The sequence below is a fragment of the Streptomyces sp. NPDC037126 genome (assembly GCF_055605965.1).
This window is the reverse complement of the sequence record NZ_JBVJTD010000031.1, coordinates 1-18,568: the sequence shown is the minus strand read 5'-3', so window position 1 is coordinate 18,568 and position 18,568 is coordinate 1. Positions and strand designations below refer to the sequence as shown.

The window sequence follows — 18,568 nt, the reverse complement described above, 5'->3', positions numbered from 1 at the left end:
ACGGCCGGGAGCGTTGCGCTCCGCGACCGTCCGCTGATCCGTTCCCCGTTCGGCTTGTCCCGGCAGGGCCGGGTTCTTGAGCCCCAGGAGCCCCAGGAGTCCCATGAGGCCCGGGTGGCTCAGGACGCCGGCGGCGGTTCCTCCGGGCCGGTGGAGGTCGTCGGGTCGGTGGCCGTCGGGCCCTCCTTGTGCGCCAGACGGTCCATCGCCTCCCTGGCCTTGCCCGTGCCCGCGTGGAGCTTGTCGCTGTACTTTCCCTTGGTCCGGTCGTCGACGGCCTTCGCGGCCTTGTCGATGCCGTCCGTGACCTTGTCCCCGTGCTGTCGCGCGAGGTCCGACACCTTGTCCTTGGCCGGGGCGAGCTTGGCCTTCATGTTGTCCAACAGACCCATGGTCCACCTTCCCTCGCGGGATGTTACTTACGGGCGCTCTCGCCGGCCTCGCTGTCGGCGGCCTCCTCGGCGGACTGCTGCCTCGGGATCCCCGTGCTCTCGGACGCCTCGTCCGTACCGGCGTCCGACCGCGCCGTCACGTCCTCGCGTCCGTCCTCCGCCGAGCGCCTGGTCTCCGCCGAACCGGCCACCTCAGTCTCCGCCGACTCCGCCTTCTCCGCCATGGCCCCTTCCGGCTCCGCGCCGGCCTGCGGCTCGGCGGCCGACGCCTCCTGAGCCGCCTTCGACCTGCCGAGGAGTCGTGCAAACACGCCCATATCCACTCCATACGGTACTCGTGCGGGCGAATTCCCGCGTCACCCGGTGCGTACGGTTGCGCCGCCCGGGTCACCGCCTCCGGGCAGACCGCAGACGGCACCTCCTCGGGGAACGACCCGGGGACCGCCCCGTCACGTAACTCGTTCGAGAGCCCGCCGGGAGGTTTGCGAGACTGGTGCGGTGAGCAGTGCATCCCTCGCCCCCCGCGTCATCGCCGTCGTCGGACCCACCGCGGCCGGAAAGTCCGATCTCGGTGTCTTCCTCGCCCAGCAGCTCGGCGGCGAGGTCGTCAACGCCGACTCCATGCAGCTGTACCGGGGGATGGACATCGGTACCGCCAAGCTGACGCCCGAGGAACGCGGCGGCATCGCGCACCACCTGCTCGACATCTGGGACGTGACGGTCACCGCCTCGGTCGCCGAGTACCAGAAGCTGGCCCGCGGCCGGATCGACGCACTGCTCGCCGAGGGCCGCTGGCCCGTCCTGGTCGGCGGTTCCGGGCTGTACGTCCGCGGCGCCGTCGACAACCTGGAGTTTCCCGGCACCGATCCCGAGGTCCGGGCCCGCCTGGAGGAGGAGCTGGTGCTGCGTGGCTCGGGCGCGCTGCACGCCCGACTGGCCGCCGCCGACCCCGAGGCCGGCCGCGCGATCCTGCCCAGCAACGGCCGCCGGATCGTCCGGGCCCTGGAGGTGATCGAGATCACCGGCCAGCCCTTCACGGCCAACCTGCCCGGCCACGACTCGGTCTACGACACCGTCCAGATCGGGGTCGACGTGGCTCGTCCAGAACTGGACGACAGGATCACTCGGCGTGTCGACCGCATGTGGGAGGACGGCCTCGTCGACGAGGTCCGCGCACTGGAGGCGCAGGGCTTGCGTGAGGGGCGCACGTCGTCGCGTGCGCTCGGTTACCAGCAGGTGCTCGCGGCTCTCGCGGGGGCGTGCACGGAGGCGGAAGCGCGGGCCGAGACGGTGCGCGCCACCAAGCGCTTCGCGCGCCGTCAGGACTCCTGGTTCCGGCGCGATCCCCGAGTGCACTGGCTGAGCGGGGCCGTCGCCGACCGGGGGGAACTTCCCGGACGGGCCCTGGCGTTGGTCGAACGACCGGTTACAGCCTGATCACGTGATGGCATCGGGATGCGCCGCCGGTCATCGCGGCCTTCGGTGCCGTGCCATCATCGAGCTTCGATCGACCAGTGGAGTCCTAGTTGGGAGGGCGCGTGGCGATGGAGGCCGGCCCTCGCGACACCGCACGAAGTGCCGAGCACGTCACTACCGAGGGTGACGGGCCGGGCCGCGGCGAGGACCGTGCGGGCGACGGCCGTCTGGCCGAGGCCCGGCTCGCGGAAGCCCTGCCGGACGACGGCCTGGCGACCGGGGACCACCTGACCGACGACCGCCTGATCGAAGATCACCTCGCCGACGACCGGCTGATCGACGAGCGGCTGATCGAGGACCGCCTCACCGACGACGGGCCCGACGAGACCGTGGGCGGCGTGACCGCCGACGGTCCGGCGCCCGAGGAGATGTACACCAGCGGACCGGAGGTCGAGGTCGAGCTGCGCCCGCAGCGCCGGCTGCGCATCTGGCAGCTCGCCCCCATCGTGGGACTCTCCGCCGTCGGCTCCCTGATGTTCGCCTTCCCGCTCGCCTTCGACTTCGGCGACAGCGGCGCCGTCATCGCCATGCTCGGCCTGCTGATCTGCTCCTGCGCCGCGGGCTGGGGCATGATGGCCGCCCGACGCGTCGGCTACACCTGGCCGGGCCTCCCCCCGCGCGGTTCCGGCCGCCGCGCCGACTGGCGGGTCGTGCTCGGCTACGCGCTGCTCGTGGCCGTGGTGGTCGTGCTCGCCGTGTGGCGCGTGGCGCGCCTGCGCTAGCCGGGGATCTCACGGTGGCGCCTCGCGTCGGCCGGGGCCACGTGCGGCGCCTCCGCACCAGATGAGGCTGTGGGCACGCGCCGCTCGTCAGCCGACCCGTGGGCGGTGCGCCCGCGCCGCCCGGCGCTGTGCGGGCGGGCCTGCGCCGACTGGTGGCCGCGGGCCGCACCCGGCTGCGCATCGGCTGTCGTACCGAACCCGTACGATCGAGGAATGAGCACGCGGATCGCCTTCCTCAAGGGTCACGGCACCGAGAACGACTTCGTGATCGTCCCGGACCCCGACAACGCCCTCGACCTGTCCCCGGCCGCCGTCGCCGCCCTGTGCGACCGCCGGGCCGGGATCGGCGGCGACGGCGTGCTCCACGTCGTACGGTCCGCCGCGCACCCCGAGGCCGAGAAGATGGCCGCGGAAGCCGAGTGGTTCATGGACTACCGCAACGGCGACGGCTCGATCGCGGAGATGTGCGGCAACGGCGTGCGCGTGTTCGCCCGCTACCTCCAGCACGCCGGTCATGTGGCCGAGGGCGACCTCGCGATCGCCACGCGCGGGGGCGTGAAGACCGTCCACATCGCCAAGGACGGGGACGTCACCGTCGGCATGGGCAACGCCCGCCTCCCCGAGGGGGACGTCACGGTGACCGTCGGCGAGCGCAGCTGGCCCGCGCGGAACGTGAACATGGGCAACCCGCACGCGGTGGCCTTCGTGGCCGACCTCGCGCACGCCGGCAAGCTGTTCGACGCGCCGCCGGTGAGCCCCGAGGGCGCCTATCCGGAGGGGGTCAACGTCGAGTTCGTCGTGGACCGCGGCCCCCGGCACGTCGCCATGCGGGTGCACGAGCGCGGCTCCGGTGAGACCCGCTCGTGCGGCACGGGCGCGTGTGCCGTCGCCGTGGCCGCCGCTCGCCGCGACGGCGCCGACCCCGCCGTCACCGGCACCCCGGCCACGTACACCGTGGACGTGCCGGGCGGACGCCTCGTCATCACGGAGCGGCCCGACGGCCGGATCGAGATGACCGGTCCCGCCGTCATCGTCGCCGAGGGCGAGATCGACGGTGAGTGGCTGGAAAACGCCGTGCACTGACCTGCCGAAAGCACGGCAACGGGCGGCCCGGGCAACCGGATCAGCGGTTGCGCGGGTTCGAGCGGATCGAAATCACGACCGATCCCCAGCACACTTGGCGCAAACCTTAAACCTCTTCCTCGTCGCTCGAATGGGTGATCCGTTTCACGCTCGGCGAGAGCGGGTCGGTAGCACGTGGTCGGCTCGATAGCATCAAGCACCGGCACGGACGGGGGAACGTAGCCATCCCTGAGCCGCGCATGCCCTGAGGCTCCGTCCGCCGGTCCACGAGCCGGAGGTGCCCATGAGTGCGGAGGCCACGAACCCTGCGACCCCGGGCCCGGTAGTGCCCACGGCGCCGACCGCGTCCGTGGCGCCCACGACCGCCCGCCGGAAGTCCCGGCCCAGGATCGACCTGCGCCGGCTCGGCCGGGCCGCGCTGCTCGGTCCGGCCGCCCGGGACAGGCTGCCCGATGCCATCAGCCATGTCGTGGAGGCGCACCGCGCCCACCACCCCGACGCGAACCTCGAACCCCTGCGCCGCGCCTATGTGCTCGCCGAGTCCTCGCACCGCGGCCAGATGCGCAAGAGCGGCGAGCCGTACATCACCCATCCCCTCGCGGTGACCTTGATCCTCGCCGAACTCGGCGCGGAGACCACCACGTTGACGGCGTCCCTGCTCCACGACACCGTGGAGGACACCGATGTGACGCTGGACCAGGTGCGGGAACAGTTCGGCGAGGAGGTTCGTTATCTCGTCGACGGCGTCACGAAACTCGAGAAGGTCGACTACGGGGCCGCCGCCGAACCCGAGACCTTCCGCAAGATGCTCGTCGCCACCGGCAGCGACGTGCGCGTGATGTCGATCAAACTCGCCGACCGGCTGCACAACATGCGCACCCTCGGCGTGATGCGCCCCGAGAAGCAGGCGCGGATCGCCAAGGTCACCCGCGACGTCCTCATCCCGCTCGCCGAACGCCTCGGTGTGCAGGCCCTGAAGACCGAGTTGGAGGACCTGGTCTTCGCCATCCTCCACCCCGAGGAGTACGAACACACCAGAGAACTCATCGCCCGGAACGCCGTCCGCCAGGGCGACCCCCTCGCCGAGGTCTCCGACGAGGTGCGCGGCGTGCTGCGCGAGGCCGACATCCCGGCCGAAGTACTCATCCGCCCCCGGCACTTCGTCTCCGTCCACCGCGTGGCCCGCAAACGCGGGCAGCTGCGCGGCACCGACTTCGGCCGCCTCCTGGTGCTGGTGAACGAGGACGCCGACTGCTACGGCGTCCTCGGCGAACTGCACACCTGCATGACGCCGGTCGTCTCGGAGTTCAAGGACTTCATCGCCGTACCCAAGTTCAACCTGTACCAGTCGCTGCACACCGCCGTCGCCCGCCCGGACGGTCAGATGGTCGAAGTCCTCATCCGCACCCACCAGATGCACAAGGTCGCGGAGGCCGGCGTCATCGCGCTGGGCAACCCGTACGCCCCCGGCGCCGACGACCCCGCCGACGGCGAGCGCGCCGACCCCACCCGCCCCGGCTGGCTCTCCCGCCTGCTGGAGTGGCAGCAGGCCGCCCCCGACCCCGACACCTTCTGGTCCACCCTGCGCGAGGACCTCGCCCAGGACCGCGAGATCACCGTCTTCCGCCCTGACGGCGGCACCCTGGGCCTGCCCGAGGGCGCCAGCTGCGTGGACGCCGCCTACGCGCAGTACGGCGAGGACGCGCACGCCTGCCTCGGCGCCCGCGTCAACGGCCGGCTGGCCACCCTCAGCACCGTCCTGAAGGACGGCGACACCGTCCAGCTCCTCATGGGCCAGGACCCCGCCTCCGAGCCGTCCCGCGAGTGGCTGGAGCACGCCCACACCCCGGCCGCCCGCATCGCCATCCAGAGATGGCTGGCCACGCATCCCGGTGGCGGGGCGGAGCCCGAGGAAGAGGACGGCACCCGCTCGGAAGCCGCTGCCGCGCGCCCCGTGGACAGCGCCCCCGCGACCCGCCCCCGGGGCGCCGACGTGCTCGTGGACCGGCCCGGAGCCGCCGTACGCCTCGCCGGCTGCTGTACGCCCGTCCCGCCGGACGAGATCACCGGCTTCGCGGTACGCGGGGGAATGGTGACCGTGCACCGCGTGGAGTGCGCCGCGGTGGTGCACATGATCAGCAAGGGGCGTGCGGAGATCGACGTGCGCTGGGGGGACACCACCGAGTGCCGTGTGACGCTGGTCGCTGAATCGTTCGGCCGTGCCCATCTGCTCGCCGACCTCACCGAGGCCATCGCCCTGGAAGGCGCCGAGATCGTCTCCGCCACCGTCGAGCCGCCCACCCAGCAGCGGGTGCGCCACACCTACACCCTCCAGCTCCCCGACGCCGCCCACCTCCCGGCCCTCATGCGCGCCATGCGGGACGTGCCGGGCGTGTACGACGTGAGCCGGGCCCAGCACCAGTCGCCCGCCTCCTGAAGACGGCGCCGTCGGCCCAACCCGTTCGAGTGGGCCGGGCGCGCGTCGCCGCAGAGGGGCGGGTGGGTGCTGGTAGCGGTGGTTCATGCTGCACACCCCCCGCCTCCGGCTCACTCCCAGGACCGCCCGGCACCGCGCGGCGGCCCTGCTCGCCTCCGCCGCCTCCGTCTGCCTCCTCGCCGCCTCGGCCCCGCCCGTGCCGCTGGGCGTCGGCGACCGGCTGTACCCGTACCTGGGCAACCCCGGCTACGACGTGGCGTCGTACGACGTGGCCCTCACCTACCCGGGCACGAACGACAAACCGCTCCAGGCCGTCACCACCATCGACGCGTGGACCACCGCCGACCTGGACCGCATCAACCTCGACTTCGCGCACGGCACCGTCCGGTCCGTCGAGGTCGACGGGCGCCCCGCGGACTTCGCCGGCGCGGGGGAGGACCTCGTCGTCACCCCGGACCGTCCCCTGCACCGTGGCGGCTGGACCCGGATCGTCGTGCGGCACACCAGTGACCCGGTCCCCGCCAAGGACCAGGACGGCGGCTGGGTGCGCACCTCGGACGGTCTCGTCATGGCGAACCAGGCCGACGCCGCCCACCTGGTCTTCCCGTGCAACGACCACCCGTCCGACAAGGCGATGTTCACCTTCCGGGTCACCGCCCCGAACGGCTACACCGTCGTGGCCAACGGCCTGCCCGCCGGAACCGAACGGGTCGGCGGCACCACCACCTGGACCTACCGCACCCAGCACCCCATGGCCACCGAACTCGCCCAGGTGTCCATCGGCCGCTCGGCCGTGCTGCGCCGCCAGGGCCCGGACGGGCTGCCGGTCCGCGACGTCGTGCCGAGCGCCGACCGCAAGGCCCTGGAACCCTGGCTCGCCAAGACGCCCGACCAGATCGCCTGGATGGAGAGCAAGGTCGGCCGGTTCCCGTTCGAGACCTATGGCGTGCTCATGGCGCAGGCCTCCACCGGGTTCGAACTGGAGACGCAGACCCTCTCGCTCTTCGAGAAGAACCTGTTCACCGAGCCCGCCTACCCCAAGTGGTACATCGAGTCGATCATGGTCCACGAGCTGTCCCACCAGTGGTTCGGGGACAGCGTCAGCCCCCGTACCTGGTCCGACGTCTGGCTGAACGAGGGGCACGCGACCTGGTACGAGGAGCTGTACGCCGACGAGAAGGCGCACCGGCCCATGGAGGACCGGATGAAGGCCGCCTACGGCGCCTCGGACCGCTGGCGCGCGGCAGGCGGCCCGCCCGCCCGGCCCAAGCCGCCCGTCCCCGGCCAGAAGATCAGCATCTTCCGCCCCAACATCTACGACGGCGCCGCGCTGGCGCTCTACGCCCTGCGGCAGGAAATCGGCCGCACGGCGTTCGAGCGCCTGGAGCGCCTCTGGGTCCGCTCGCACCGGGACTCCACCGCCACCACCAGCGACTTCGTCCGCCTGGCCTCGGCCGTCTCCGGCCGCGACCTCAGCGGCTTCCTCCAGGGCTGGCTGTACGGCGAGAAGACCCCGCCGATGCCCGGCCACCCGGACTGGAAGCCGACGGCAGCGGGCAAGGCGGCGCTGCCCGACCGGCCCCGGGGCCGGAAATGACGCGGGCGGCGGGGGCGCGGACCCCGCGATAACACGGTGACGGGACGTGCCGCCCCGTGCGACCATCTTCGGGTCGGCGCGACACGGGGAACGGGAATCTCCCGGGGTACCCGTACGTTGACCATTTCGAGCGGTCCTGTGACCGCCGTACCGACGCCGAGACGGCACTCTCATCGACGTAAGGATCCAATGACCTCCTCTTCTTCCCCTTCCCAGGACGCCAAGCGCCTCGCGCACGCCTACCCCGAGGGTCTTCGGGCCGATGCCCTGATGGAAGAGGACGTCGCCTGGAGCCACGAGATCGACGGTGAGCGGGACGGCGAGCAGTTCGACCGCTCCGAGCGCGCGGCCCTGCGCCGCGTGGTGGGCCTGTCCACTGAGCTGGAGGACGTCACCGAGGTCGAGTACCGGCAGCTCCGCCTGGAGCGGGTCGTACTCGTCGGGGTGTGGACCTCCGGGACCGTGCAGGACGCCGACAACTCCCTCGCGGAGCTGGCCGCCCTCGCGGAGACGGCGGGCGCGCTCGTGCTCGACGGCGTCATCCAGCGGCGTGACAAGCCTGACGCGGCCACCTACATCGGCTCCGGCAAGGCCGAGGAACTGCGCGACATCGTCATCGAGACCGGTGCGGACACCGTCATCTGCGACGGTGAGCTCAGCCCCGGCCAGCTGATCCACCTGGAGGACGTCGTCAAGGTCAAGGTCATCGACCGTACGGCCCTGATCCTCGACATCTTCGCCCAGCACGCCAAGTCCCGAGAGGGCAAGGCGCAGGTCGCGCTCGCGCAGATGCAGTACATGCTGCCGAGGCTGCGAGGCTGGGGTCAGTCGCTGTCCCGCCAGATGGGCGGCGGCAAGGGCGGCGGCCTCGCCACCCGTGGCCCCGGTGAGACCAAGATCGAGACGGACCGGCGTCGGATTCGCGAGAAGATGGCGAAGATGCGCCGGGAGATCGCGGAGATGAAGACCGGCCGCGAGATCAAGCGCCAGGAGCGCCGGCGCAACAAGGTGCCGTCCGTCGCCATCGCGGGCTACACCAACGCCGGAAAGTCCTCCCTGCTCAACCGCCTCACGGGCGCGGGCGTCCTGGTCGAGAACGCCCTGTTCGCGACCCTGGACCCGACCGTCCGCCGGGCGGAGACCCCGAGCGGCCGCCTGTACACCCTGGCGGACACCGTCGGCTTCGTCCGGCACCTGCCCCACCACCTGGTCGAGGCGTTCCGTTCCACCATGGAGGAGGTCGGCGACTCCGACCTGATCCTGCACGTGGTGGACGGCTCGCACCCCAACCCGGAGGAGCAGCTGCTGGCCGTGCGCGAGGTGATCCGGGACGTCGGCGCCACCGACGTGCCCGAGATCGTCGTGATCAACAAGGCGGACGCGGCCGACCCGCTGGTCCTCCAGCGACTGCTCCGGATCGAGAAGCGCTCCCTCGCGGTCTCGGCCCGCACCGGCCGGGGCATCGCCGAGCTGCTCGCCCTGATCGACAACGAGCTGCCCCGCCCCTCGGTCGAGATCGAGGCGCTCGTCCCGTACACGCACGGCAAGCTCGTCGCCCGCGCCCACACCGAGGGCGAGGTGCTCTCCGAGGAGCACACCGCGGAGGGCACCCTGCTCAAGGTCCGGGTGCACGAGGAGCTGGCAGCGGACCTGGCACCCTACGTGCCGGTCTCCGCGGCCTGACACGGAGCACTGCGAAGGCCCGCCACCCCCTCGGGGCGGCGGGCCTTCGCCATGCCGGCGCGCGCGGTGCTATTGCGCGGCGAACTTCCTGCTGACCGACTTGTACACGCCCTTGGCGACATCACCCAGCCGGGGGCCCGCCAGCCAGCCCGAGGTCACCGGGCCGATGGACGTGTTGGACACCAGCGCCGGCTTGCCGTCCGGACCCGTCTCCACCCAGCCGCCGCCGGAGGAGCCGGCGGTCATCGTGCAGCCGATCCGGTACATCGTCGGGTCCGACCGGTTGAGGGACAGCCGGCCCGGCTTGTCCTTGCACTGGTACAGCAGCTGGCCGTCGAACGGCGCCGCCTCCGGGTACCCGGACGCGGTGATGCTGCTGACCTTCGGCACCGCCGGGGCGTCGAAGTTCACCGCCAGCGCCCCGCCGACCGTCTCCTCCAGCGACTTGCCGCCGTTGCCCTGCTCCGGCGTCACATGGATCACCGCGTAGTCGTACGAGGCACCGTTGCCGCCGGTCTCACCGCCCTGGTTGATCCACTGCTGCGAGGTCTGCGCGGCATCGGCCCACCAGACGCCGTACGGGGCGATCTCGGACCGGCTGGCGTTCTGCAGCTGGGCCGTCGGCTTGGCGGCGTTGTTGTACGACGGCACGAAGGCCATGTTGCGGTACCAGCCGCCGCTCTTGCCGGCGTGCACACAGTGGCCCGCCGTCCACACCAGGTCGGACTTGCCGGGGTGCGCGGGGTCCTCCACGACCGTGCCCGAGCACACCATGTGGCCCTCGGGCGAGTCGAAGAACAGCTTGCCGAACGGGGCCGCGTTGGTGTGGTACGGCGCCGACACCGCCTGCGCCGTCACCGGCTGCGGGGTCGGGTCCGTCACGCCCTGGTCACCGGAGATGTCGTTGGCGTCGACGCCCTTGTTCGGGTCGTTGGCGTGACGCATCCGGTCCGGGTCCCACAGTCCCTTGATGATCGGGTTGATGAAGTCGTTGGCCTCGCGCAGCCAGTCCTTCCGGTTCCAGTTCTTCCAGGCGCCGTTCTTCCACTTGTCGATGTCGATCCCGTGCTCCTTGAGCCTCTTCCTGAGGTCGTCCGGGATCCTGATCTTTCCGTCGCCGGTGCCGACCGCGGTCGCGGAGGCGGACGGCTTGCTGTCGGCGTTGTCGTCGCCGTTGCAGGCGGTGGCGGTCAGCGCCAGCGACGAGACGAGGGCGACCGCCGCCAGCGAGGACGAGGCGCGGCGGGTGCCACTCCCTCGCCGAACCGTGAACGACGGCCGTATGGATCGCATGTTCTTGACTCCCCCTGTGGTGAAGGAACTCGGCGCTTCGGCCGTGGCACCGGCGCCTGAACCACGGGGAGTTCATGCCGGACCCACGACCTTCTCGGAACGGCATCACACACTATGCGCTCGCTGTGGGGGACTTCCGATGGAACGGCAACGGTTTCGCTACGAGCTGTCCGACCAGCCACATCGCCCCGAGACGTCGCCGTCGGCCGCCTGCCCCCTCAGGTCGGCACGGCAACCACCCATTGCGGCAACTATCTCGGGAAAAACCGTAACCCGCAGCACCGTCCGCGGTTGTAGCGGGTGAGGGGACCTGCCGCCTGAATCCGGTCCCCGCGGACCAACGCGTATCTGCACAGCGGGGAGGACAACGGGCCGTGTCCGTTACGGAGTCGATGGCTGATGGCGCACGCGGGGAAGCGCGTGCCGTGCACGAGGGGATCCTGCGGCGCCAGTCGGCGCGCGAATCCTCGGCGCGCACCTATGCACGGGCCCTTCCCATCGTCCCCGTCCGGGCTCGTGGGCTGACCATCGAGGGCGCCGACGGCCGCCGCTATCTGGACTGCCTCTCCGGCGCAGGGACCCTCGCCCTCGGCCACAACCACCCGGTAGTGCTGGAAGCCGTCCGCAGAGTCCTCGACTCCGGCGCCCCCCTCTCCGTCCTGGACCTCGCCACCCCCGTCAAGGACGACTTCATCACCGAGCTGTTCCGCACCCTCCCGCCCGGCCTTGCCGACCGGGCCCGTGTCCAGTTCTGCGGGCCCGCCGGCACCGACGCCGTCGAGGCGGCCCTCAAACTGGTCCGGGCCGCGACCGGCCGCGCCGGCATCCTCGCCTTCACCGGCGCCTACCACGGCATGACGGCCGGTGCCCTGGCCGCCTCCGGCGGCGCCCGCGACGTCCAGGTCGCCCGCCTGCCCTATCCCCAGGACTACCGCTGCCCCTTCGGCGTCGGCGGCCTGCACGGCGCCGAACTCGGCGTCCGCTGGACCGAGTCCCTGCTGGACGACCCCAAGTCCGGCGTCCCGCTGCCCGCCGGGATGATCCTCGAACCGGTCCAGGGCGAGGGCGGGGTGATCCCCGCTCCGGACGACTGGCTGCGCCGGATGCGTCAGCTCACGGCGGACCGGTCCATTCTGCTGATCGCCGACGAGGTGCAGACCGGTGTCGGCCGGACCGGCGCCTTCTGGGCCGTCGACCACAGCGGCGTCACCCCCGACGTCATGGTCCTGTCCAAGGCCATCGGCGGCAGCCTCCCGCTGGCCGTGATCGTCTACCGCGACGACCTCGACGTCTGGCAACCCGGCGCCCACGCGGGCACCTTCCGCGGCAACCAGCTCGCCATGGCCGCCGGCACCGCCACCCTGGCCTACGTCCGGGAGAACGGCCTCGCGGAACGGGCGAACCGTCTCGGCACCCGCATGCTGGACCAACTCAGCCGGTCCGTCGGCGAGTTCGCCTGCGTCGGAGACGTACGCGGACGCGGGCTGATGATCGGGCTCGAACTGGTGGATCCGGAAGGGGACCGAGCCGTGGGCGCAGGGCCCGCGGCCGGCGACCGTCGCGCGGCCCCGACCGGATGGGAGACCGCCCGCCCGCCGCTCCCCGCCGCACCCGAACTCGCCGTGGCCGTCCAGCGCGAGTGCCTCCAGCGGGGACTTATCGTCGAGCTCGGCGGCCGTCACGCGGCCGTCGTCCGGCTGCTGCCTCCCCTGACGATCAGCGACGAGCAGGCGGCGGCCGTCCTCGACCGCCTGACGGACGCGCTGGCAGCGGTGGCCCGCGACCACCAGGCCCACGGCCCACAGCAGCGACGACGCCAGAGCCCCGCCCAGCGCTCGGGCTGACCACCGGGGCCGCCTCGCCCGATCCCCGAGCCCGGCGAGTACCCCGGGGCCACAACCCAGGCCCATCTCAACCACCCCTTCACTCCGCGACGCCGACACCGGCCTCCAGCCACACCCCGACCACCCTCTCGATCGCGCCCGCCCCTCCGCGCCGACACGGCCTTCCACCAAGGCAGCCGCCGGCGACACGGAGGCGGGTGCGAGCGAGCGGACGACCGAGAGACCTCCGCACCCGACCCGCCCCGAGCCCCGAGGAGCCGTCATGAACGCCAGCCCCACCCCCGACGGCCGCTCCGGTGCCCCCGACGAACCGGGGGACTCCGGCGCCCCCTCCCCTCCCGCTCCGTTCGCGGAGTCGGTTCCGCAGCAGCGGAGGCGGAACGCCGACCTCACACGACGAACGCAGTCCGGCGCCGACCTCCTGGACCACCCCGATCCCCACACCGCGGCCCAGGTCGCAGCCGTGGACAACCTCCTGCGCTGCTGGGCACGCGAGACCGACCTCCCCGCTCCCGTCACCGGCACCCTTCACGTCCCGCTCCCCGCCAGCGGCACCTCCCTCATCGCTCCGATCCGCTACTGGTCCCCGACGGGCTGGCACCGCTTCGGACCGCCCCGCTTCGTCGACGCGCCCGAGACCGCCCCACCCGTCGACGCCGTGACTCTCGCGGCACTGCTCGCCAGGGAGAGTCCCGGCGACACCGGAGACAGCCCCGTCGGCACAGGGGCGAGTCCCGTCGGCACCGGAGAGAGTCCCGGCGACACCAGACAGAGGGCCGGTGGCACGGGCGGCACCACCCAAGCCCCGGAAACCGGCGCCGACCGGCACGGCGACGACGGTGACGCGGTGACCGGTGACCGGGTGACCGGTGACCTCGTGGCCAGGGTGGCCGACTCCCTCCGGCACACCGCCACCTTCATCCGCGACCGGCGCGAACACCCCGCCGACGGCCCCGATCTCTTCCTCAGCGCCGAGCAGGCGCTCCTCCTCGGACACCCCCTGCACCCGACCCCGAAGAGCCGGGAGGGCCTGACCGAGTCGGAGGTCCGCCTCTACTCTCCTGAGCTGCGCGGCTCCTTCCCCCTGCACTGGCTGACCATCGCCCCCTCCCTGCTCGCAACCGACTCGGCCTGGACCGAACGCGGCCGCCCCGTCCCGGCCGGCGACCTCATCCGACGTCTCGCCGGAACCGCTCTGTCCCTGCCCGACGGATACACCGCCCTGCCGCTGCACCCCTGGCAGGCCCGCGAGGTACGGCACCGCGAAGCCGTAGCCGCCCTGCTCGACTCCGGGCTCCTGCGCGACCTGGGCCCCCAGGGCCCCGCCTGGCATCCCACCTCCTCCGTACGAACCGCGCACCGGTCCGGCGCCCCCGCGATGCTCAAGCTGTCGCTGGGCCTGCGCATCACCAACTCCCGCCGCGAGAACCTGCGCAAGGAACTCGAACGCGGGGTCGAAGTACACCGGCTGCTGCGCTCCGGACTGTCCAAGCAGTGGCAGGCCGTGCACCCCGGCTTCGACATCGTGCGCGACCCGGCGTGGCTCGCCGTCGACGGCCCGGACGGCCTGCCGGTGCCCGGCCTCGACGTGGTGATCAGGCACAACCCGTTCGCCCCGGCCGACGACGCCGGCTGCGTCGCCGGACTCGTCTCCCCCCGGCCCGTCGCCGAGCCGGTGCCTGGTACTGCTGCCGCTGCCGCAGTCGATGCCGGTCAGATCATCGCGCCCATGCGGTCCCGGCTGGCCCGGCTCGTGGCCAGGCTCGCCGCACGCACCGGCCGACCCGGGGGAGCCGTCGCCGCCGAGTGGTTCCTGCGCTATCTGCAGCAGGTGGTCCGCCCTGTGCTGTGGCTGGACAGCGAGGCCGGCATCGCCCTGGAAGCCCACCAGCAGAACACGCTGGTCCTGCTGGACGACGACGGCTGGCCCGTGGGCGGCCGCTACCGTGACAACCAGGGCTACTACTTCCGCGAGTCCCGGCGCGGCGAACTCGACTCCCGGTTGCCCGGTGTCGGCGAGCGCAGCGACACCTTCGTCTCCGACGAGGTCACCGACGAACGCTTCGCCTACTACCTCGCCGTCAACAACGTGCTCGGCCTGATCGGCGCCTTCGGCTCCCAGCGCCTCGCCGACGAGCGACTGCTCCTCGCGGCATTCCGCCGCTTCCTCACCGGCCTGGTCACAGGTCCCACCGCGCTGCGCACCTCCCTGCCCGGCCACCTGCTCGACTCACCCGTGCTGCGCTGCAAGGCCAACCTGCTGACCCGGCTGCACGGCCTCGACGAACTCGTCGGCCCGGTGGACACCCAGTCCGTCTACGTCACCATCGCCAACCCCCTTCACTCGTAAGCCCATTCCGGGGCTCATTCAGCAACTCATTCAGAAGCCCATTCGTAAGCGCAGAGAGGAGCGCACCGTGCCTCCCACCAACGCGAGCGCTGCCACCGTCCCCGTCTCCGCCGAGCCCGACACCCGGGTCGGCTCCGCGAGCTGCGAGGACACGCTGGACCTTCGCCTGCCCGCCGAGTTCGTGGCCCGCTTCTCCAGAGGGACCGCCGACCTCCTCGACCTCATCCATACCTGGGGGCCGGTCGTCACCCCCGTCGGCTCCCTCCAGTTGGCGCCCGTGTGCATCGAGCGGGATCTGCCGCTCGTCCACGGCTGGATGAACGACCCCCCCGTCGCGAAGTACTGGGAACTGGCCGGACCCCGGGACCGGACAGAGAGCCACCTACGTGCCCAGTTCGACGGTGACGGCCGGAGCGTGCCATGCCTCGGAGTACTGGACGGCACCCCGATGAGCTACTGGGAGATCTACCGGGCGGACCTGGATCTACTTGCCCGTCACTATCCCGTCCGGCCCCACGACACCGGGATCCACCTGCTCCTCGGTGATGCCGGTGACCGGGGCCGGGGCTTGGGATCCGTCCTGATCAGAGCCGTGGCCGACCTCATCCTCGACCGGCGCCGCACGTGCGCACGCGTCGTAACGGAACCCGATCTTCGTAACACCCCCTCCGTCGCAGCGTTCCTGAGCGCCGGCTTTCGGTACGCCGCCGAGGTCGACCTGCCCGGCAAGCGGGCCGCCCTCATGATCCGTGACCGAGTCCTGCGCGATGTTCTGTAGCGCCAGGTGACTGTGCGCTCACATTGAGTACGAACGGCGAGGTCCGGGTGTTCCCGGCTTCCGGAAATTTCTCGGGCGCGGGGACGGGGTGGGCCGGGCGTCTGAGGGTCGGACCGGCGAGGGGGGCAGGGAAGGGGGCGGAGAGAGAGTAGGGAGACGGGGGGCGGAGAGTCAGACTTCTGCGTACCGGTGAGCCGCTGGGGAGCAGGGCCGCCGCTCCCGGCAGAGCGGCCGGGAAGCAGGTCCTCCGTCCCCCCGGGGAGCCGCCGGAATGCCGAACTCCGCGAATCAGCAGGCCGCCCGGATCCTGGGTCTCCGCAAACCATCGTCCCGCCCGAAACCCGGGCCTCTGCGAACCGGTGAGCCACTCAAGCCCCGGCCTCCGCAAACCCGCGCGCCCCCCGATATCCCGGGCGCGCGAACGCCACACGCGCCGCCCGCTCAGAGCCCCACGCCAAGCGCGCTCCTGCTGCCTCACCCCCGTGGCAACCCGCCAACCGCCACCGCCTGCCACCCACCGTCTGCCACCCACCGCCGTCCGCCACCCATCACCATCCGGCACCCATCACCCACCACCGCCCGCCACATCCCCGCCACCCATCCAGGAGCCCCGTCGTGATCCCGCCCCCTCTCCCCGCCTTGACCACCCGTTTGTCAGTGCCGGGCCGTAGGGTGGTCGGGCTATGACGAAGCCCTCCCTCCCCGATCTCCTGCATGCCGCTGTCACAGCCGTCGGCGGCACGGAGCGCCCCGGCCAGGTGACCATGGCCGAAGCGGTCGCCGAAGCGATCGACGACGGATCCCACCTGCTGGTCCAGGCCGGCACCGGCACCGGAAAGTCGCTCGGCTATCTCGTGCCCGCGCTCGCGCACGGGGAGCGTGTGGTCGTCGCGACCGCCACGCTCGCACTGCAGCGCCAGCTGGTGGAGCGCGACCTGCCGCGTACGGTCGACGCCCTGCACCCGCAGCTGCGGCGCCGCCCGGAGTTCGCGATGCTCAAGGGCCGCTCGAACTACCTGTGCCTGCACCGCCTGCACGAAGGCATGCCGCAGGACGAGGAGGACGGGCTGTTCGACCAGTTCGAGGCAGCCGCGCCCACGAGCAAGCTGGGTCAGGACCTGCTGCGGATGCGGGACTGGGCGGACGAGACGGAGAGCGGCGACCGGGACGATCTCACTCCGGGCGTGTCGGACCGTGCGTGGGCGCAGGTGTCGGTGTCGTCCAGGGAGTGCCTGGGCGCGTCGAAGTGCGCGTACGGCGCCGAGTGCTTCGCCGAGATGGCCCGTGAGCGCGCCAAGCTCGCCGAGGTCGTGGTCACGAACCACGCGTTGCTGGCCATCGACGCGATCGAGGGCGCCCCGGTGCTGCCCCAGCACGAGGTGCTGATCGTGGACGAGGCGCACGAACTCGTCTCCCGGGTCACCGGCGTCGCCACCGGTGAGCTGACGCCCGGCCAGGTCAACCGTGCCGTGCGCCGGGCCGCCAAGCTCGTCAACGAGAAGGCCGCCGACCAGTTGCAGACCGCCGCCGAGGGCTTCGAGCGGCTGATGGAGCTGGCGCTGCCGGGACGTCTGGAGGAGATCCCGGAGGACCTCGGATACGCCCTGATGGCGCTGCGGGACGCGGCCCGCACGGTCATCTCGGGCATCGGCGCGACACGCGACAAGTCGGTCCAGGACGAGGACGCCGTCCGCAAGCAGGCGCTGGCCTCGGTGGAGACGGTGCACGACGTGGCCGAGCGGGTGCTGAACGGCTCGGAGTGGGACGTCGTCTGGTACGAGCGTCACGACCGCTTCGGGGCGTCCCTGCGCATCGCCCCCATGTCGGTCTCGGGGCTGCTCAGGGAGAAGCTGTTCGCGGACCGCGCCGTCGTCCTCACCTCCGCGACCCTCAAGCTGGGCGGCGACTTCAACGGCGTCGGCGCCTCCCTGGGGCTAGGTCCCGAGGGCACGGAGGGCGAGGACCTGCCGAAGTGGAAGGGCGTCGACGTCGGCTCGCCGTTCGACTACCGCAAGCAGGGCATCCTGTACGTCGCCAAGCACCTCGCGCGCCCGGCGCGGGACGGGGATCGCGCCGACATGCTCGACGAGCTGACCGAGCTGGTCCAGGCGGCCGGCGGCCGTACCCTCGGGCTCTTCTCGTCCATGCGGGCCGCCCAGCTCGCCGCGGAAGAGCTGCGCTCCCGGATCCCCGAATACCCGATCCTGCTCCAGGGCGAGGAGACTCTGGGTGAGCTGATCAAGAACTTCGCGGCCGACCCCAGGACGTGCCTCTTCGGCACGCTCTCGCTGTGGCAGGGCGTCGACGTGCCGGGAGCCAGCTGTCAGCTGGTCGTCATGGACAAGATCCCGTTCCCGCGTCCCGACGACCCTTTGATGAGCGCGCGCCAGAAGGCGGTGGAGGACGCGGGTGGCAACGGCTTCATGGCGGTGGCCGCCACCCACGCGGCCCTGCTGATGGCGCAGGGCGCAGGCCGCCTCGTACGCGCTTCGGGGGACCGTGGCGTGGTCGCCGTACTGGACCAGCGGCTGGCCACCGCGCGGTACGGCGGGTATCTCAAGGCGTCGCTGCCGGACTTCTGGTTCACCACGGACCGCAATCAGGTCCGCAGGTCCCTCGCGGCGATCGACGCGGCGGCGCAGCAGGCCGAGGCGAAGTGATCGCGGGGGCGTGACCGGCGCCGGTCACGCCCCCGCGATGCGGAGGCGTCCGCGACGCCCCCAGGCATACGCAGGGCCCCGGAACCGGCGCAGGGGTTCCGGGGCCCGGTCAGGGAGCGGGCCGTGTCAGGCCCGTCCGCCGCGGCGGTCACACACGGCGCAGCACGGCGACGACCTTGCCGAGGATGGTGGCGTCGTCGCCGGGGATCGGCTCGTAGGCCGAGTTGTGCGGGAGGAGCCAGACGTGGCCGTC

Annotated in this window: 14 protein-coding genes; 10 read left to right on the top strand and 4 right to left on the bottom strand. The window is 72.0% G+C overall.

The window, feature by feature from the left end:
* Positions 1 to 119: 119 nt before the first annotated feature.
* Positions 120 to 392, bottom strand: coding sequence for an antitoxin (locus ACZ7FF_RS39310; RefSeq protein WP_470818806.1), 273 nt, complete (start codon positions 390 to 392; stop codon positions 120 to 122).
* 23 nt (positions 393 to 415) lie between these two features.
* Complete coding sequence (locus ACZ7FF_RS39305; RefSeq protein WP_470818804.1) at positions 416 to 709, bottom strand: hypothetical protein; 294 nt, start codon at positions 707 to 709, stop codon at positions 416 to 418.
* Positions 710 to 890: 181 nt separating this feature from the next.
* Between ACZ7FF_RS39305 and miaA the strand changes: the two genes are divergently transcribed.
* The 6 genes from miaA to hflX all read left to right on the top strand — a co-directional run bounded on the left by miaA (position 891) and on the right by hflX (position 9,390).
* Positions 891 to 1,829: a tRNA (adenosine(37)-N6)-dimethylallyltransferase MiaA gene (miaA, locus tag ACZ7FF_RS39300; RefSeq protein WP_470818802.1), complete on the top strand. Its 939-nt coding sequence runs from the start codon at positions 891 to 893 to the stop codon at positions 1,827 to 1,829.
* 281 nt (positions 1,830 to 2,110) lie between these two features.
* Positions 2,111 to 2,590 (top strand): hypothetical protein, encoded by a 480-nt coding sequence (locus tag ACZ7FF_RS39295; protein WP_470818874.1) that lies wholly within the window; start codon positions 2,111 to 2,113, stop codon positions 2,588 to 2,590.
* 213 nt (positions 2,591 to 2,803) lie between these two features.
* Positions 2,804 to 3,673, top strand: a complete 870-nt coding sequence (dapF, locus tag ACZ7FF_RS39290) for a diaminopimelate epimerase (protein WP_470818801.1) — start codon at positions 2,804 to 2,806, stop codon at positions 3,671 to 3,673.
* A gap of 283 nt (positions 3,674 to 3,956) precedes the next feature.
* A complete protein-coding gene (locus ACZ7FF_RS39285; RefSeq protein ID WP_470818799.1) occupies positions 3,957 to 6,110 on the top strand; it encodes a RelA/SpoT family protein in 2,154 nt (717 codons plus the stop codon).
* A gap of 85 nt (positions 6,111 to 6,195) precedes the next feature.
* Positions 6,196 to 7,707 (top strand): M1 family metallopeptidase, encoded by a 1,512-nt coding sequence (locus tag ACZ7FF_RS39280; protein WP_470818798.1) that lies wholly within the window; start codon positions 6,196 to 6,198, stop codon positions 7,705 to 7,707.
* A gap of 189 nt (positions 7,708 to 7,896) precedes the next feature.
* Positions 7,897 to 9,390 carry a GTPase HflX gene (gene hflX, locus ACZ7FF_RS39275; RefSeq protein WP_470818796.1) on the top strand — a complete coding sequence of 498 codons (1,494 nt, stop codon included), beginning with the start codon at positions 7,897 to 7,899 and terminating at the stop codon, positions 9,388 to 9,390.
* A 69-nt stretch (positions 9,391 to 9,459) separates the two neighbouring features.
* Here the strand turns inward: hflX and ACZ7FF_RS39270 are convergent, their stop codons facing one another.
* Entirely contained in the window at positions 9,460 to 10,683 is a 1,224-nt protein-coding gene (locus ACZ7FF_RS39270; RefSeq protein WP_470818794.1) for a trypsin-like serine peptidase, read from the bottom strand.
* 392 nt (positions 10,684 to 11,075) lie between these two features.
* On the opposite strand from ACZ7FF_RS39270, the gene ACZ7FF_RS39265 reads away from it, so the two are divergent.
* From ACZ7FF_RS39265 to ACZ7FF_RS39250, 4 genes are all read left to right on the top strand, one after another.
* Complete coding sequence (locus tag ACZ7FF_RS39265) at positions 11,076 to 12,527, top strand: diaminobutyrate--2-oxoglutarate transaminase family protein (RefSeq protein ID WP_470818793.1); 1,452 nt, start codon at positions 11,076 to 11,078, stop codon at positions 12,525 to 12,527.
* A 262-nt stretch (positions 12,528 to 12,789) separates the two neighbouring features.
* Positions 12,790 to 14,877: an IucA/IucC family protein gene (locus ACZ7FF_RS39260; protein WP_470818791.1), complete on the top strand. Its 2,088-nt coding sequence runs from the start codon at positions 12,790 to 12,792 to the stop codon at positions 14,875 to 14,877.
* 67 nt (positions 14,878 to 14,944) lie between these two features.
* Positions 14,945 to 15,655: a GNAT family N-acetyltransferase gene (locus ACZ7FF_RS39255; protein WP_470818790.1), complete on the top strand. Its 711-nt coding sequence runs from the start codon at positions 14,945 to 14,947 to the stop codon at positions 15,653 to 15,655.
* Positions 15,656 to 16,338: 683 nt separating this feature from the next.
* A complete protein-coding gene (locus tag ACZ7FF_RS39250; RefSeq protein WP_470818789.1) occupies positions 16,339 to 18,315 on the top strand; it encodes an ATP-dependent DNA helicase in 1,977 nt (658 codons plus the stop codon).
* 148 nt (positions 18,316 to 18,463) lie between these two features.
* Here the strand turns inward: ACZ7FF_RS39250 and ACZ7FF_RS39245 are convergent.
* Positions 18,464 to 18,568, bottom strand: a 105-nt coding sequence (locus tag ACZ7FF_RS39245; protein WP_470818872.1) for a LexA family protein, incomplete at its 5' end; no start/stop codon positions are given.